Here is a 17,369-nt window from a genome sequence, read left to right as displayed (position 1 = left end):
CTCCCGCGCCCAAGGTGTGATTCAGTACCGAATATTGACGCCGACCGCGAGTGGTTTACCTGTTCATTTGTTTTCGCGTTTCCGCTAAGTCAGGGTAACAGTCGGGCGCCTGGGATGTCTCTTTGCTAAGAGCCTGGCCCGTTCAGAAGCCTGCTAGCGGCAACAGGAAGAGGAGGTATTGCGCCTTAGGGCATTTTTTGAGGCAGAGCCCGAAGACACTTCGTTTTGGGGGCGGCGACGGGTATTGATGCTTGGCAGGAGCGAAGATAGAAAATGGCAGCGGCCGGCGTTGCAAAGAAGGGAAGGCAACAGGCCAGCGCTATGACAAGGGCGAGCGTCGATTCAAGCACGTCAGAAAGGGCGCTCATCCCGTGTTTGAATTTCACGACAGCGAGCCGAAAAGTGGGTTGGAAAATGCCCCTCAACCTATTCGAAAGTGATCGGACAAAATTGCTAAATGAGGCAATTGGGGCGCCGAACGGCGATCGGGACCTGCCCGTTCCGAAGAAGCTATACGTCGTTTACGAGGGCGCAATTTATGAGGCCCAAACGAGCGATCGCGGCCGAACCTATCATGGATATCCATATAAGGGTGAGCTGTCGGCGGCGTGGATCTCTAGTCACTTCTCGATGCTGTCGCCCCGCACAGATGAGATGCTTGCCGCGGTTGGATAGGATGAGCAACGTACCGTCCGGTACCGGCGCCTTGGCTCGTCGCCGTAGAGGTGGTTCAACGTAGCTGGGCGCTTAGATGCACACTTAAGGCACGCAGGCCGGGGTCGCGATAGACGACCCGAACCAGCCCGCAAGAAGGTTCGCCAAAGCGCCGGATAATCCCTTTGGTTCATTCTGCGCCTGAGGTGTCCATCCACATAGAGATCAGATTCCGCCTATGCAGAGATATTTCATTTCGAGGTAGTCTTCGAGCCCGTGGCGGGAACCCTCCCGCCCGATGCCGGACTGCTTCATCCCGCCAAAGGGCGCCGCTTCCGAAGACATACGCCCCGTGTTGATGCCAACCATGCCATATTCCAATGCCTCGGCCACGCGCCAGACACGCTTCAGGTTCGAGGCATAGAAATAGGCGGCGAGGCCGTAGATCGTGTCGTTGGCCTCACGCACAACCTGATCCGCCTCGTGGAAGCGAATGATCGGCGCCAGCGGCCCGAAAGTCTCCTCTTGCGCAACCGCCATGATGCTGGAGATTTCAGTGAGGACGGTGGGTTTGAAGAAGGTGCCATCCTTGCCGATACGTTCGGCCCCGCATCGAATTGTCCCACCCTTGGCAACGGCATCTGCGATGTGGGACTCGATCTTGGCCAAAGCATGCAAGTCGATGAGCGGTCCGACGTCCACTCCGGGGGCGAAGCCGTCGCCAACCGACAAGCACCGGACTTTCTCCACGAACTTCTCAACGAACTCATCGTGAACGCTCGATTGGACGTAAAGGCGGTTCGCTGAAACGCAAGTCTGGCCGGCGTTGCGGAACTTCGCCTGGATCGCGCCGTCAACCGCAGCGTCGATATCGGCGTCATCAAAGACAATGAAGGGGGCATTGCCGCCGAGCTCGAGGCTGACCTTCTTGATCTGGTCCGAGCACTGGCGCATGAGCAGCCGGCCAACCTCGGTCGAGCCTGTAAAGCTGATCTTTCGGACCTTGGGATTGGAGCAGAGTTCGCGTCCAACGCAAGCACCTTCGGACGCATAGATCAGGTTGACGACACCGTCGGGAAAGCCGGCCTGGTGCGCAAGGGCAAACATTGCACCTGCCACGAGCGGCGTCTGTTCAGCAGGTTTGAGCACGATCGCGCAGCCCGCCGCCAAGGCCGGCGAGATCTTGCGCGACACCATCGACGCTGGGAAATTCCATGGCGTAATCGTGCCGACGACACCGATCGGCTGCTTGATCACCAGCATGCGACGGTCTGTCGAGGGTGCGGGGATCGTCTCGCCATAGATGCGATTGGCTTCTTCGGCGTACCATTGCAGATACGCGGCCGCATGCGAAACCTCCGACTTGGCTTCGGCAAACGGCTTGCCCATCTCGGCAGTGAGTATGGCGGCAAGATCACTGGCGTGGTCAATGATCAGCTGATGCCATCGCCACAGAACGTCACTGCGTTCTCGGGCGGTCAGCGCCGCCCATCCAGGCTGCGCTACGTAGGCCTTGTCGATCGCAGCGCGTGTCTCCTCCGCACCCATGTCGGGAAGTACTGCCAGCACTTCGCCGCGCGACGGGTTGAGGACCTCGAATGTCTGCTCACTAACCGGCGTGCCGAGCGCCGGCAGGCGATCGATGGCGCCGAACAGTTCCGGGGATTTCAGGTGGCGGATGATCGGCAGGCACAGGGGCAATACCGGATTCCTCTCAACGCGGCGGATATATATGTCAACAGGGCGTCGCCCTATACTCCGCACCTGCGGGTTCCTTATAGGGCCTCGGCCAGACGGCTGGTAGACCATTTCACTCAGCTTTGTTCAGCTTGAGGGCCATCCGTCTATTTCGAGGCGTGGAAACACGCCAGCCGTGACCTCGTGGTAGAGTGCCCAACGCCCGCGTAGCTTTCGGCGAAGCAGGGTCTTGGCCCATACGGGTGACGATCGTTTTGCGGGTGCCTTCCATCGCGTCGGGCGGGATGCTTTTGCCGATGACATTCTGGTCAACTACTTCCAGACCACCGGCAACCGCGGCGGCTACCCTTGGACCGTCGTCAGAGTCGATGACCGGAAGCCCTATCTCGCAGGACTGGAGGAGGCGAGCGGTAATATGAATCTTAAAAGGTTTGCCGCGTTTCTCGCCGAGCGCGTGCGATGGTCTATGGGGAAGGCGGCGTGAGGCCGGTGGTGTGCCATGTTCTAAATCGGCTGCGGTTCGGTGTGCTGCGGCGAGAGTTCCAGGGTTGGATCTGCTTTGACGACCGCCCACTCCGGCAACGCATCAAGGTATTTGAGTTCATCGCGAACTACGGGATCCCGCGCTTCGGGGAGCAAATGCTTGAGAAGACGCCACTCCGCCGATGATTGCTCGTCCACCTGTTGCTCGGCGCTATGGCGGCGCAGATGGTCACCGACCTTGGTGGCAAGCAGGTGCGCCATCGTCGTGTTCGCAATGAGTCGGGTCAGCAGACTGGTGTAAGGGGCAAGTGTTCCGGAATGCAGATAGGTATTGAGCATCGCGCGGATGTTGGGGTGCCCGCTTGCGTAATTGCGCTCCTTGCCATTGGCCGTCGCGACGATCGAAAAGGCAGCGGCGACAACCAGGCTTTGCGGGCGCTCGAGGTCACATAGCGGACCAAAGTGCTTCCAGTCGGCCAACGCCTTGAACCAGGGGCGACGCCGGATCTCGGCCAGGAGCGGCGCTGCGATCCAATCTTCGTGAAAGGGAAGCTTCGTTCTCGGAATTATCAATGCATCGAACCGGACAAGCTTTGGTGCATCGAAGCCCTCTCCGTTCCGCAGATAGCAGCTTAATATGAGCGTCTTTTGCTCCTTCGATGCCGCGACTGCGGCGGGATCGAGGACAAAGGCATTGCCGCGATGCCTGCGGATCACGTCGCGAAAACTCTGTTGAAGGTCGGCAGAGGTGTTCATTCCGAACAGGATCCAAAGCAGCGGAATTCTCTCGTACTCATAGTGCTTGCAGCGCGCCGAAATCTCCGTTTGGAAGGTGCCTCACAGTTGAAACTCGATTGCGAAGGCGCCGCAGCCTTCCCATTCGACGTAAATATCGGGGTAGCGCGCCCGTGCGCATTCTCGGTTGGCGGAAGATATTCGGCGATCGCGTGCCTGATATGGCGCTCGTCATGAGCGACGAGCTCCGCGATCTGTTGGCACATCAGACGGTGAAAGTTCGACTCCTGGCACTCTTGATATTGCGCGGCTCGCACGTCGTCCGGCATGGCATTGCGCCCGTGGTACCATGGGCAGGCAGGATCGCTTCCGCTATAGTGGGCAAACAAGGGCCGGCTGTTCGGATATAGACCTCACCCTCGCAGGCCATGCAGCGAGCGACGAGCCCATTTTTGCCGTGACGGCGGTCTGTAATGTGGTCCCGTAGGAGACCCCATCGGTCTTCGGGCATTGTCAGCAGGCCCCTGGCCGTGATCGGCCCGATGCCTTCAATCAGTGCGGCTTCTACGATTCGTTGGGGGGGCCGCGTCATCCGATTGGTCGCCCTAAAACGACCTCCTGCTAGGCCAGTCCATAGGCTGAGCGAAGAAGGGCGACGGCTTCGTCGCGCTTGAATGAAACCTCGAAGACCCTGGCATCCAAGGTTTCGTCGGCCTGAGCCGCGTCGAGAAATTTTCGGAGATCCTCGCGGATCGAGTCGGTAAGCTTGATGGAGGCATCTTTGGGCAGTAGCTGGGCCAAGCGGAATACATCGTTGCGGTGTTTCTTGATGTTCTTGCCATCGATTTTTTCGCCAGCCTCCGCGCGTGCGGTCAAATCGAGGAACGCGCGGGCCTTGAAGGGGATTAGCAACGTTTCGTCGACGACTGTGACGGCGTCGACCTTGCGCTTGGCTGCCTGCAGCGCGTCGTGGTAGCCGTTGTCGAGGAGAATCGCCGAGAGACTGACGATATCCTCTTCGACGGGGATGGGCGTCAAAGCCGCATCTCGGGGAGGTCGAGGGTTCCCGGCTTGCGCGAAAAGAGCTCGATCATGAATGGGAAGCTTTGATCCTTCGGCTTGTGGAGGCGATAGAATTCCTTTTTGCCATCGCTGCGTTCGCGCGCCTGATATCCGCCTGCATCGAGAAACGCCTTGAAAGCCGCGCCAAATACGCGGTCGACGACCTCGACGCAAAGCACCATGTCGATGTCTTTGGTCGCTCTGAATGGGAGGCCTGCCGCATCCAACAGCAGGTCACATCGTGTCTCCGAGATAGCGTTCAAGCGCCCCGCGAACGATCCATCAGAGGGATATGGTCGCTTCGTAACGTGCTGCACGATAACATCGTTGCTGTTATTATGAAATAAGGACGTTACGAATGCGGACGGGTCACATGAATAGGCGCACTGGGTAGGAGTGCGGGGCGAGCTTGGGCATGCGCTTGACCATCGTTGCCAGCGTGCCCGCGAAGTTGAGTGTGATGGGCAGACGATCGTAGGGGCCGTCATTGTTCCAATCCATTTTGGTCAGCGCCAGCGTCTCACGGCAGAGATCGTCGATCATTCCATTCAGACAGCCAGCGCCCTTGCCAAGCTTTGTCCGAGAGGTCTCGCCTACCACGCTGGGAAGTGCGGTCCTTGGAAACCGGCATATCAGTTAGATCATCATCTACGCAAACCCATCGATGCGTTCGTGGACTATCGCGCGCATTTGCTCCGCCATCTTCGCGCCTTGAGAGCCGTCTGATAGAGGCGTCGGCAATTCGAGGTGGTTGAGAGCGCATGAGAGTGCTGCAACAAGATCGTCGATGCCGGTATCCGCATCGGCTGCCTTGAGGCCAGCCGTGCTCGCGAAAGCCTTGAAGTCGGCGCGCCGCAGACGATCGTCCTTGCCGTTCAGCTTGAGGGCCATCCGGTCTTTTTCGAGATGTGGGAACACGCGGGTCGTGACCGCGTCGTAGAGCGGAGCCATGCGGACTGAGCTGAACTGCGCGCTGCCGGGCTCTGCGATTTTCAGCAGTGCCATGTTCTTCAGGTGCATGTCGCCATCTGCGATCAGCCAGGCGAATAGGGATCGCTTGAGGACAAGCAGGACGTCTTCTTCGGGAGAGGTCGATAGCGGCCTTAGTGCCCGCGCGATGCGCTCCATTGTGCCGTCGTATTTTGCTTCCGTGGGCACACCGAGCACCGAGCAAAAATCCTCAAGCGCCAAAAGATGCTTGTCGTCAAGGCTCGTTCTGATGTCGAACCGCTCCACGAGGAGCGCCGGAGGCATCCTGTCAGGCATCGAGACGAGCGCTGTCGCGGGCGTCTTGAAACCGGCCGCGCTGCCCAAAGCGAGCGACTGCCATTCGATAACCGGCAGGGGTTCAAATCCACCTGTACCGGCAGGCTTGAGGATATGGGTGAATGGTTTGCCGGTACTGGGGGAGAGAGTACCGTCGTTATCGAGGAACATCGGCGCTTTGATCTGAACGCCTGATAAACGCGGCGTATCAGTACGCTCGAAAATCTCCGCCAGATTGCGCTCGAAGCTCTGCTCCAGATCGCCACGACCCGGCCCTGCATACTGGCCAGTGAAGATAGAATTTCTAGTGAAGCCATTGAGCCGGGTTAGCAGGACGTCGGGCGGCAGGGCGGAGAGATCGCTCGCACGCTCGACGATGGTGATGTTGGACATGTAGCGTTTGCCCGAGCGCAGCGTCGCGCGCTCGTCGCGGTCATTCAACACCGACTCAAGCCAGCCTTCAGGCAGCAGCGAGAGGATGAAAGGAGGGAGCTTGCCCGGCGTGGTCTGGCGAACAAGTGGCGGGCCATCCTGATCGTCTGGATTCCAGCGCCACTCAAAACCATCATGTGTGAGATTGCCGAGCGGAGCGCCGTGCCACGCTACGATCAGATCGAACGCGGCTTCATTGCGCGCAGGCTCTGCGGTCACTGGACGGCGCAGGAGGAAGCGCTCGGCGTGCTCGCCTTCGCGATACCACTGGTTTTCGCGGGCAAGCGCCCATGTCGCGTCGGCAGCACCCTGGGCGCTGCCGTATTCTTCTATGAGGCGGTTCGCGATTGTCTCGCGCATCGTCTCATCGATGGATGCCGCGTGTTCGCTGCGCAGGCGGAAAGCTTCGAGGAAGCGCTGGCGCATCGAGGAGACGTCGATCCGGAATTCTCCCATGCCATCATCGACAATCGCTTGGGCGACTGATGGGTGATCGGGAGCTACGTTCTGAATGATTTCCAGCGAGCGCAACCGCGTGCGCTGTATTCGTCGCCCGCTCAGGAACAGGCGGCCATCGCGGGTCGGGCCGCGAAGGACAGCGCTCGCCGCCGAGAAGTAAGCGTTGGGATACAGGTATTTGGCGATGCGGACGCCGTGCTTGAGTATCGTCGCCTCGATATCCTCCCCGGCATCGACATAGATGCCGCGCATTAGCTGGACGAGCTTGCCTGTTTCAGCCCGATAGTGGCTGCGGGTTTTGTCGATGTTTTCCCCGACGAGGTGAAGGGCCATTTTCTAACTTTCACGTATCTGAGATACGGAAAAGTTAGCATAGTCCGTTCCACATTCAAAATATTTTAACTTTCGCGTATTTCATATACGCGAAAGTTAGGATACTTTCTCGGGACGTCGGCGTTATCCGGCTCGGCAGCCCAACCGCCGGGCGAGAACCTAGTCTGCGGGGCGAGCAGGCAGAAATCAAAGCGTTCATTCTGCCGCACCATAGTCGGATCAGACACGTATGTCAGCGGAGCCCTTCGGCAACTATTGTAGAGCGCGAGACTATTCGCTGTCACCGGCAAGCCGCGGGCCAACGCCCATAATGGCGGGCTCGACCGAAAGCAGTTTCTTCGCCGCCGCCCTGACTTCTTCGAGCGTCACCTGCTCGATGAGGGCCGGGCGGTGCTGGATGTAGTCTATGCCGCGCTTGTCGAGCTGCAGCCTGAGAAGCGTGGCTGAAATCGCCCTGGAGGAACCCAGATTGCGGATAGCATAGGCCCCGATCAGATACTTTTTGCTCGCGTCGAGCTCGGCCGCTGTTGGCCCGGTGTCCACCAGCTCCTTGATTACTTGTCTAATCAGGTCGAGCGTCTCCGCCGCCCTGTCGGCGCGCGTCGACGTGGTCACGACAAGCGTGTTGGAATGCTGGTGGCCTTCCAAACTAGAGGACACACCGTAGGCCAGGCCACGCTTTTCCCGCACTTCCTGGAACAGACGTGAGGTGAATGGCGAGCCTCCGAGTATATCGTTTATCAGCTGCGCGGCATAGAATTCCGGGTCGCTGCGTCCGATGCCGGGAAAAGCCAGCTGGAGCGAAGTCTGGGGCAGGGCGTATGCGACCAACGTCCACTGGCCGAGCTTCGGGGTGACATCAGGTACCGGGGCGAGCGCCTGCTTCTGAGGCAAATCGCCGAACAACTGGTCGAGCCTTGCACTCAGGGCTTTGGCATCGATGTCGCCGACAACCGCCACGTGCAGCCCCTCGCGGGCGAAAGCGGCCTTGTGGAAGGCGCTTAGATCGGCGGGCGTTATGCGGGCCAGGCTTTCCTTGGTGCCCTCGGGCGGCCTCGAGTACGGATGGGTGCCGTAGAGCCTGCGCCGCCATGCATCCCTGCCGATCGCGTGAGGTTCGCGCTCGTTGGCGATGATGCCGGAGAGAAGCTGAGCGCGGATTCGGTCAAAGGGTTCCTGATCGAAGCGGGGCCTGTTCAACGCGAGCCTGATGAGATCGAAAGCGGCGTCCTGGCGCTGGGAAAGCATGCGCACCGAGACATAGATGCCATCTGGCCGCGCGTGGAAGCTCATCTCAGCGCCGGCATCATCGAGCCGCACCTGAAAGGTGTCGCCGTCGTGATCGCCTGCGCCCTCGTCGAACAAGCCGGTCATCAAATTGACAAGCCCCTCCTTATCGGCCGGATCCTGGCTGGTGCCGCCGTCAAACACGAACTGGAGCGTGACGATCGGCAGCGTATGGTCTTCCACCAGCCAGGCGGTGATCCCCTTTTCAGATTTCACCTCCTGGATGTTCAGGGCAGCACGGGCGGTACGCGCTGGCAGGGTGAGGAAGAAAATAGCAAGGCAAAGGACAGGCAGCCAGCAGGCTAGGCGCCACCCTTGTCCAAAAGGAGAGGGCAATGCTTGTGGAATGGCCCTGCGGAGTTGGTTCGTCATCATATCAATTTTCCTTGGGCAGGAGATAGCCGGTGGTCGAATGGTCGGACACGAGGTAGCGGGCGGCAACGGCCTTAACCTGATCGGCCGTGACCTTGCGGATGCGGTCCGGCCATTCCTCGACGTCTTTCCCATTGCCGCCTGTGGCAAGCGTGGCGCCATACATGCCAGCGACGGAGTCCTGCTCGTCATGGGCGAAGAGGAACGAGCGGATATAGCGGTTTTTCGTCTTCTCCAGTTCGTCGCTGGTGATGCCGTTCCTGGCGATGCGTGCTATCTCGGCGTCGACTGCGGCCTCGACATCGGCAAGCTCGGCGTCGCCGCGCGGCCAGCCGCGAATGCTGAACTTGCCAGCATCCAGCATGGTGCCCTCGAAATCAGCGTCGGCCGCCGCGGCTATGCCCTGCTTGACAACGAGCTCCTGGTACAGCCGGCTGCGGTTGCCCCCGGCTAGAATCCGTGCCAGCAGGTCCAGCGCCTCGGCTTCGCCGGGCTCGGCGGTGCGATAGGACGGCACCACCCAATATCTGGAGAAGATGGGGACCGAAACGCGGCCATCGCTTAGCGTCAATGTGCGCCTGGTGTTCTGCACCGGCTCAGACGGGCGTTCGCGTGGCGGCAGATCTGGTCCACACGGGACCTTGCCATAGGTCTTCTCGGCCAGCGCCTTCACGGCCTCGGGCTCGATGTCGCCTGCCACCACTAGCACGGCGTTGTTCGGCCCGTAATTGTCATAAAAAGCCACGGCGTCGTTGCGGTCCAGCTTCTCGATCTCGTGCATCCAGCCGATCACCGGGATCCGGTAGGGTTGGCTCTGCCAGAGCGTCGTGACGACCTCCTCATCGAGAAGCGCCTCCGGATTGTTGTCGACCCTCAAGCGACGCTCCTCGCGGACCACGTCCCGCTCGGTGTTGATGACGTCATCCGTGAGGGTGAGATTGCGCATGCGATCAGCCTCGAAGCTCATCATCTGCTCCACTGCCGAGGGCGCCACTCTTTCGTAGAAGGCAGTATAATCGTAAGAGGTGAAGGCGTTGAGCGAGCCCCCGACCTCGGCCACCGCGCGGTCCAACTCGCCGGCGCCGTGATTGGCCGTCCCTTTGAACATCAGATGCTCGAAGAAATGCGCGATGCCGGATTTGCCCGGAGGCTCGTCGGCGCTGCCGACCTTGTACCACACCATATGGGTGACGATGGGCGCGCGGTGATCGGGTATGACGACCACCTCCATGCCGTTGTCGAGCAGGAAATTCGCTGCCTTGATGTCATTGGCGGCCGCCGGAGTCGGCGCGGTCGTCAGAAATGCCAGCGCGGTCGCAAAAAGTGCGCCCCGCAGCCAGGCAGACGGTGGCTTCGGTTGTGGTGACCGGGCGATGGACAAGGTTCGCAGGGAAGTGAGTTGTCCCTCAATTTGAAGGTGCTGCGTCCCTGTCGCCCCCACTGGGAGAAGGTGGATCGGTGGGCAGCGCCGGTCCAGACGAGCCTTCACAATGCTGCCAGGACCGGCTCGGATGTCAGTTTTGAGTAGGTCGGCGAAAGGTGGGGCGGCATTTTTCTGTGTGGGGATCATGGGACGACTCTCCTGCGCGTTTGCATGACCGCGCACGAACCGTGCCAGATGAGAAAGCCGTTTCGACGATGCGATTCAACGGACTCTGTGTTGCGTACCTCCGACATTGTCCGACGTCTGACACCGCCGAATGGGGGGCGCTTGCCGCTTACAGAGGTGGCTAGGTGAAATACCCTTAGGACAGCGGCGAGATGGTGGCGTCAGCGCGCGCTGGCCTGCTGCCGGTTTCGTGGACACCGAGATAAGCTGTCTAACGGAACTAGAGAGTGGAAATGCAGAAAAGGAAGTTCAGCCGCGAGCTCAAGATCGAGGCAGTGAGGCTGGTGAAGGATCGGGGCTTGCGGCGGCGGCGACCTCGATCTCCACGAGAATGTGCTGCGCACATAGGTGCGCGATCTATCGGCCGATCCGCAGCATGCCTTTCCCGGCCATGGACCGAGTGAGCCGAAGCAGTTGAAGATTGATTGCGCAAGGAAGTCGCGAAGCTGAAGGCGGAGCGCGACACCCTAAAAAGGCCGCAGCCTACTTTGCGAGGAAAGTGACATGAGGTTCGCTTTCATCGCGAGGCACCGGGGCATCTGGCCGGTGGCATGGCTGTGCAGTGTGGAGAACGGCCTCCTGGCACGTCCACGCCGGCGCGGACTGCCGAAGGACACCGGAGAGCGAGCGGCGGTGTCGGAGAACCTACTCGACCGCGCCTTCGAGGCATCGACCCCGAACCAGAAGTGGATTGCGGACTTCACCTACATCTGGACCGCCGAAGGATGGCTCTACGTTGCCGCCGTCGTCGATCTGTTCTCCAGGCGTGTTGTCGGCTGGGCGATGAAGGCCGAGATGACGGCGCAACTCGTCACCGACGCCCTCATCATGGCGATCTGGCGCCGAGGCAGGCCCGACAGCCTGCTGCATCATTCGGATCAGGGATCGCAGGGCGGATACAAGCGAGCAGTTCCAGCGCCTGATGGCCGATCACGGCATCACCTGCTCAATGAGCCGGTCGGGGAACGTCTGGGACAACGCTGCGATGGAGACCTTCTTCTCGTCGCCTCAAGACCGAGCGGACAGCCCGCAAGGTCTACAGGACGAGGGATGACGCCAGGGCGGATGTGTTCGACTACATCGAGCGCTTCTATAACCCTCGGCGAAGGCACTCGACGCTAGGCTATCTGAGCCCCGTCGAGTTCGAGGAACAAGCTATGCTAGCTTAACCTCGTGTCCGAAAAACCGGCAGCAGGCCAGATCGGGCAAATATCTAATAATGGCGTCCTTGTACTCAACGGACGACTCGGCGAGATATTGTGTTTGGTCGGAGGATTGGCGTTATGTTTGATTTTGGTAGCTTGAATAGGCCGTCTGGTGCATCTCGCCCGACGAACCCAGTTGAAATCTTTCGGAGTGCGCCTGCCCTCGCTGAGTCGCCGAACGATTTATGGCAAGGCCAATCCAAAGCATTGGAGCAATGGAATGTTGCAAGAGATAAGAAAGATGTTTTGATTTCGTTGCACACCGGTGCGGGCAAATCGCTAGTAGGCCTTCTGATCGCGCAAAGTTTGGTCAATGAAGGTGCACCGCGTGTCCTATATCTGTGCGGCACCAATGATTTGGTCACTCAGACGTCTCGTGAGGTGACAAATAAGTTGGGTTTCGCCCACTGCACGCGCATGGGAGGGAGCTTTTCGAACGAGCTTTATACCACCGGTCAGGGATTCTGTCTGACGAACTATCAGGCTCTTTTCAATAGCCGTTCTGTCTTCAAAAAAGACAACCGACCGGAAGCAATTATTTTTGACGATGCCCATGTGGCGGAGAAGATTATCCGAGACTGCTATACGCTGAAAATCTCCGCTAGCGACCACGCTAAACTGTTTGCTCGCTTGGTCGAACTTGTTCGGCCCCATTTCGCTGCGATGGGTCGAGTCGACTATTACAACAACGTCCTGTCTGGGGGCTCTGTCCACCGGGTGGTGCTGGTTCCTCCGTCGGCCATGCTTGCGCTCAGCAGAGAGCAGAACTTAGTCGGCATTCTCCGTGAGTACGGCCTCTATGAGGGTGAGACAGCGTATGCTCTTCAACATTTGGCCGACCATCTCCACGTCTGCCCTATGTTTATCTCGCGCTCTTCTATCGAGATTGCTCCCGCGTTCCTTCCAGCGAAGCGTATCGATTACCTTACCGATCCCTCTGTTAGGCGTGTTTATTTGTCAGCTACCCTTACCAGTGAGGTAGACTTCTGCCGCGCCTTTGGAAAGCGGCCTTCGCTCAAGATCGAACCCGAAAGTGATGCTGGTATGGGCGAGCGGATGATCATAGCTACGGAGGTGTCCAAGCTGACTGAGGCGGGTGCTGGCAATGTGAAACCTGCTCGTGTTTCGGCATATCTAGCCGGATCGAACAAGCTCTTGATTACAACGTCCAGCTATGCGGCTGCCGAGAAGTATCGTGAAATTGCTTCGCCCCCTCCCCAATGGCAATTTACTGAAGCGCTCGACGCCTTTCGGAAATCGTCAGGCCCAGGCGCTTTCGTGTTGGTCGGTCGTGTGGATGGCATCGACTTACCGCATGCAACGTGTCGAGTGATGCTGGCGGACGGTTTGCCGACAGGCTTCTCGCTCTACGAAGCCTATCTTTTCGATTTTTTGGAAATGCGGAATTCCTTCGCTGCAAAGCTAGCTAACCGCATCACTCAGATGTTTGGCCGAACGAATCGCGGGCGAAACGACTATTCAGCCATCTTTGCTGTCGATCCTCAGCTCGTGTCTTGGCTAATGACCCCACGCAACCTAGCCCATCTTCCAGACCTGCTGAGGCGGCAGCTCTTGCTAGGCAAATCGATGGTTCAACAATTCGGCATCCAGGACATTACAAAATTCCCATCGTTGGTGGGCCAGATGGTCAACCGCGATCCAGGCTGGCTCGCTTACTATACGGATTCGGTGCGCGGACTGGACGTTAGCGAAGATCAGCGTTCGCAGGCCGCCGACGACGACCAGTTACTCACAGAAGCTGCCCTCGCTGAAGCAGATTTTGCCGCTTTCATTTGGGACGGGAATTCCCAAGCGGCTAGGGTGGCGCTGGGTGAAGTCGTGGACAAGGTTGTTGTTGCAGATCGGCGGTTAGCAGGGTGGTATAACATCCAAATCGGAATGACGTATGAGATTGAAGGGGACACTGAGGCCGCCGCAAAGCAATACTCAGAGGCGAAATCCAGGACCAATCATACTCTTGCTCTCCCCACTCCCCGATCAACCCAATCGGCGGCACAGGAACAAAAGCCGAGGAACCTTCTGCATTCCAAGTTGCTCGAAATCTTCATTAATGATGTCAGAATCCAGAACGACCACTTTGCAAAATACGAACGCCGGATTTCACCGTTATTTGACCAAAGCCGGTCTGCGAGTGAGCATGAGGAAGCCTTGAGAACGCTCGGCGAGTTGATCGGATTTCAGTCCACTCGCCCAGAACAGGAGTCCGATACTAACAGCACACTTGACGTGCTTTGGTTGTCTCCTTCGGCCTCAAAGTGCATCCTAATTGAGTTGAAAAGCAAAAAGCGCCAGGACAGCGTGGTAAACGCTGGGGACGTCGGCCAAGCATACAATCACCTTCAATGGGTAACGCAGACCCATGGGGCAAGTAAGATCCTTGGTCTGATCATCGTGGGCGGCTTACCAAAAAAGTCCCCGGAAGCTGCGCCATCCGATCTTATGTGGGCATCCGACACCTCGCGCTTTAAGGCGCTTTTTGAAGACACCATGCAGATGCTTAGGAGCTTGCAGCGCATGCCTCCGTTGGACCGCTATGCCGAGATGACGGCGGTGTGCGCTAGAGCCGAATGGCAGCCAGATGCCATATTCGAGCGGCTTCGCGGTGTCCGTCTGCAGGACACTTAACGGTTCTCGCCTAGAATTTGGGGTCAAAAATGCGAGACCCCATCTCGCGGGGGCGGGGGCGACCTCACCCCCCGTGTCCCCTACCTGCCGACAATTCGAATCGGCATCCGTCTCACTAGGGGTCAGGACTCATCGATCAGAGCCAGAGGATGACGGCTGCTGCGATGCAGATGGCCGAGAAGAAGGTGTGGACGCATCGGTCGTAGCGCGTTGCGATGCGGCGCCAGTCCTTAAGCTTGGCGAAGAGGTTCTCGACCCTGTGCCGCTCGCAATAGAGTGTTTTGTCGTGGCCGGTGAGTCAGCGCAATGGGAGCGGTGCCTCGCAGACTCCGCCAAACAGTTTCAACATAAGCGGCAACTTGCCCCTGCCTCACCTTTACGACGCTCGCATCTGAGGCGTAAGAAACTCGCAGCGCATCCGCTTTCTCGGAAATTGCGAATGAGATCGTTTCCGCTCCCACTGGGATGGCAAGCTTTAGGCCCCCCGCGCGTCCTTTGAGATCAGCGGGGATGCGCTGAACGAATTGGATGTTCTGAGACCCCTTGCGTTTAATCGGGGAGACAAGCCTCAAAGCCATAGTTGCGCACCCTTGTAGCACATAAAGAAGATCGCATCTTGTTGAAAGGTCTCATCTGACTGTTCCGGTTGGTAGTCGGGAAAAAATGGTGCCCAGAAGAGACTCCAAACCAGCGATAGACGCGGTCCTTCAATTTTTCCGGAGCGTTGCAGAACTGGTGCCATTCGGAGCGCCAGCGCGGGAGACGCTTCCGCGACAGGCGGTCATGATGGAGCTTGCGAGCCGCTTTAGCGATTTGACCAGGGCTTTTGCTATTTTAGCTTTTGCTGCCCTAAAGTCTCGGATATGAAGCGGACCTGGCTTATGGCCTGCCTACATTGAATGGTTACAAAGGAATACGCTATGGCGACTGGAACGGTGAAGTGGTTCAACAGCACCAAGGGATTCGGTTTTATCCAGCCTGACAACGGAGGTCAGGACGTTTTCGTCCACATTTCCGCTGTCGAACGAGCGGGCCTTTCGACCCTTAATGAGGGCCAGAAGATCAACTACGAGGTCGAACAGGACCGCCGTACTGGCAAATCATCCGCTGGCAGTCTCAGCAAAGCTGGCTGACCTTTTTCTGCTTCTGCCCGGCAAGAGCCGGGCAGAAGTGCCACTGACCGCGCCATAGGAGCGGGCAAGAACACGGATCCCCGCCGACTGGGGCAGCGGATTGTAGCAAGCTGCTAAGTTCTACTGCCACACGATGTTGCAAGCGAAGAGGGGCGGGTCCCAGCCCTCTTACTTTCTGCAGCAGATGCTTATCGCATTCTCGATCGAGCGTGCCGGGGAATGAACGAGCAATTCAGCCAGCCTCCAGCGATCGACACCTCCTGGATCAAGAGGGCAGGGTACATTGGCCCTGAGGGGACCTGGACCCATCAATCCTCGCTGGACCTCTTTGGTGACCAAGTTGAACTCGTTCCGTTCAGCGACGGATTGTTCGAAGCATATGAGAATGGCTGCGTCGACGTTGCATGCGTCCCAGCTACGACCTCTCTGGTCGGAGCCACTCCCTACCTCGACCAAGTCTTGAGCTTGAGGTCTCCCACGATTATCGCCGAGTACCCGAAGGTCCTGAGCTACAGCCTTATGGCCAGCAAGGATGCGAGTTTCTCGATGATCGCTAAGGTGGTGGGCCACCCCGTGGCCTTGCAGGAGGTGGCCGGGTGGCTCGACGAGAACATGCCCAATGTCGAGCGAGAGAGCTGTACGGGAGCGACATCTTTCGTCGCTAAGCAAAAATCTCCCTCGATAGCGGCATTTGGTCCTGTGCTTGGTGCCAAGCTGTACAATCTGCAGATATTGCGAACAGGAATTGAAGAAGGGCTGCATAATGTTACGCGGTGGTGGGTGCTCGGGCACAGGACCCCTGCGCCGACAGGATTTGATCGGACGACACTTCACCTCCGCGTTTCAGAGCAAAATCTCAGTTGTGTCCTGAACAGGTTCTCGAAGGACGATTTAACCGTTCTCAATCTCTATCAGCGTCCGACATGCGAGCGGCTGGACACCCATCAGTATGTCATCGATGTCGCTGAACACGTTTTGACGCACCCGGCGCTGGCCGCGTTGGCGGAGATTGATGGCCTGAGAATTCTCGGATCGTACCCACGTCGCTATTAGCTATGGCTAGGCTAGGCTAGCTTCCGTCGATAACCCCAAAATTGTTTATCTTCATCACTGACGAACAAGGGGCTGCCGCATCGAACTTGATGCGATGTACACGTAATGCCGCGAGCCATGGACGAGATTATCGCGCCGACGATCTTGTCGTTCCCGCCAGTTGCTTGCCTGCGAAACGGTAGTATTCAGTCGCCCGTGAAGAACTCGGAATACTTTGATTCCGTTTAACAATTTCCCCTGATTTCGGGTTTCAGATTGCCGAATTTCGTGGCTAGAGGCTGCGATTTCCGGCAAATTGGATGCGCTTGTTCTGCGTGATTCGAGGCGATGACGAAGCAGCGAGGGAAGCGAGCGATGCGACCGAAGGAACGGCGCGAGAGCGGCCAGACGGACCTGTTGCGATCCCGGCTCGACCACATCCTCAATATGGATCATGCGCTGGTGAAGCTGGCCAAGACGATCGACTGGCGCTTCCTGGAAGAGCGGCTCGGCGAGGTCTATGACGACGATCCCGGCCGGCCGCCTTTGCCGACACGGCTAATGGCGGGACTGGCCATTCTCAAGTCGATGCACAACCTGTCCGACGAAAGCCTGTGCGAACGCTGGCTGGAGAATCCCTACTACCAGCTGTTCTGCGGCGAGGAGTTCTTCCAGCACCGTTTGCCCTTCGACCGCACTTCACTGACGCGCTGGCGGCTGCGTATGGGGGAAGAGCGGCTGATGGCGCTGCTCAAGGAAAGTCTTGCCGCGGCGGCCAGGCTGGGGGCGGCCAAGCCGTCGGACTTCCGCGCGGTAATCGTCGATACCACCGTGCAGGAAAAGGCCATCACCTTCCCGACCGACGCCAAGCTGATGCATCGCGCCCGTGAGCGGCTGGTGAAGCTGGCCAAGAGGCATGGCATTGCCCTGCGCCAATCCTATGCGCGGGTCGGCAAGATCGCG

General features: G+C 58.5%; 13 protein-coding genes and 2 pseudogenes. 6 read left to right on the top strand and 9 right to left on the bottom strand.

Annotated elements, in window-relative coordinates; all coding sequences use genetic code 11:
- Positions 1–879: 879 nt before the first annotated feature.
- Positions 880–2,355, bottom strand: a complete 1,476-nt coding sequence (locus MESS2_RS13320) for an NAD-dependent succinate-semialdehyde dehydrogenase (RefSeq protein WP_040592961.1) — start codon at positions 2,353–2,355, stop codon at positions 880–882.
- Between the two features lie 226 nt (positions 2,356–2,581).
- Here MESS2_RS13320 and MESS2_RS32985 point away from each other — a divergent pair, with 226 nt between their 5' ends.
- Positions 2,582–2,836, top strand: a complete 255-nt coding sequence (locus MESS2_RS32985; RefSeq protein ID WP_008874833.1) for a hypothetical protein — start codon at positions 2,582–2,584, stop codon at positions 2,834–2,836.
- A 20-nt stretch (positions 2,837–2,856) separates the two neighbouring features.
- Here MESS2_RS32985 and MESS2_RS32980 read toward each other — a convergent pair whose 3' ends face one another.
- The 7 genes from MESS2_RS32980 to MESS2_RS13290 all read right to left on the bottom strand — a co-directional run bounded on the left by MESS2_RS32980 (position 2,857) and on the right by MESS2_RS13290 (position 10,351).
- The gene (locus MESS2_RS32980; protein ID WP_008874832.1) at positions 2,857–3,591 is read right to left on the bottom strand and encodes a hypothetical protein; all 735 of its coding nucleotides are present in this window, start codon (positions 3,589–3,591) and stop codon (positions 2,857–2,859) included.
- Between the two features lie 600 nt (positions 3,592–4,191).
- Positions 4,192–4,608, bottom strand: coding sequence for a hypothetical protein (locus tag MESS2_RS31985; protein WP_008874830.1), 417 nt, complete (start codon positions 4,606–4,608; stop codon positions 4,192–4,194).
- Positions 4,605–4,949 (bottom strand): hypothetical protein, encoded by a 345-nt coding sequence (locus MESS2_RS31980; protein ID WP_157357702.1) that lies wholly within the window; start codon positions 4,947–4,949, stop codon positions 4,605–4,607. Before MESS2_RS31980 ends, MESS2_RS31985 begins: the two co-directional genes overlap by 4 nt.
- Before the next feature lie 52 nt (positions 4,950–5,001).
- Entirely contained in the window at positions 5,002–5,175 is a 174-nt protein-coding gene (locus tag MESS2_RS31030; RefSeq protein WP_008874828.1) for a Piwi domain protein (fragment), read from the bottom strand.
- A 105-nt stretch (positions 5,176–5,280) separates the two neighbouring features.
- Positions 5,281–7,122 (bottom strand): type II toxin-antitoxin system HipA family toxin, encoded by a 1,842-nt coding sequence (locus tag MESS2_RS13300; RefSeq protein ID WP_008874827.1) that lies wholly within the window; start codon positions 7,120–7,122, stop codon positions 5,281–5,283.
- Between the two features lie 270 nt (positions 7,123–7,392).
- Positions 7,393–8,784, bottom strand: a complete 1,392-nt coding sequence (locus MESS2_RS13295) for a M16 family metallopeptidase (RefSeq protein ID WP_008874825.1) — start codon at positions 8,782–8,784, stop codon at positions 7,393–7,395.
- A gap of 1 nt (position 8,785) precedes the next feature.
- A complete protein-coding gene (locus MESS2_RS13290) occupies positions 8,786–10,351 on the bottom strand; it encodes a M16 family metallopeptidase (RefSeq protein WP_008874824.1) in 1,566 nt (521 codons plus the stop codon).
- 272 nt (positions 10,352–10,623) lie between these two features.
- On the opposite strand from MESS2_RS13290, the pseudogene MESS2_RS13285 reads away from it, so the two are divergent.
- Both MESS2_RS13285 and MESS2_RS13280 read left to right on the top strand, forming a co-directional pair.
- Positions 10,624–11,559: pseudogene (locus MESS2_RS13285) on the top strand (IS3 family transposase).
- A 114-nt stretch (positions 11,560–11,673) separates the two neighbouring features.
- On the top strand, positions 11,674–14,241 hold the full coding sequence (locus MESS2_RS13280) for a DEAD/DEAH box helicase family protein (protein ID WP_083918500.1): 2,568 nt from the start codon (positions 11,674–11,676) through the stop codon (positions 14,239–14,241).
- Positions 14,242–14,377: 136 nt separating this feature from the next.
- Here the strand turns inward: MESS2_RS13280 and MESS2_RS31025 are convergent.
- Positions 14,378–14,530 (bottom strand): annotated as a pseudogene (locus MESS2_RS31025) (transposase); the annotation flags it as partial.
- A 631-nt stretch (positions 14,531–15,161) separates the two neighbouring features.
- Between MESS2_RS31025 and MESS2_RS13275 the strand changes: the two are divergent.
- The 3 genes from MESS2_RS13275 to MESS2_RS13265 all read left to right on the top strand — a co-directional run.
- Positions 15,162–15,374: a cold-shock protein gene (locus MESS2_RS13275; RefSeq protein WP_008874821.1), complete on the top strand. Its 213-nt coding sequence runs from the start codon at positions 15,162–15,164 to the stop codon at positions 15,372–15,374.
- A 219-nt stretch (positions 15,375–15,593) separates the two neighbouring features.
- Positions 15,594–16,427 carry a prephenate dehydratase gene (locus MESS2_RS13270; RefSeq protein ID WP_008874820.1) on the top strand — a complete coding sequence of 278 codons (834 nt, stop codon included), beginning with the start codon at positions 15,594–15,596 and terminating at the stop codon, positions 16,425–16,427.
- Between the two features lie 354 nt (positions 16,428–16,781).
- The coding region (locus MESS2_RS13265; RefSeq protein WP_040592957.1) for an IS5/IS1182 family transposase at positions 16,782–17,369 on the top strand (588 nt) is incomplete at its 3' end.

The sequence above is a fragment of the Mesorhizobium metallidurans STM 2683 genome, from assembly GCF_000350085.1.
Lineage (GTDB): Bacteria > Pseudomonadota > Alphaproteobacteria > Rhizobiales > Rhizobiaceae > Mesorhizobium > Mesorhizobium metallidurans.
The sequence above is the reverse complement of the archived record's forward strand: the minus strand, read 5'-3'. Positions and strand labels throughout refer to the sequence as shown.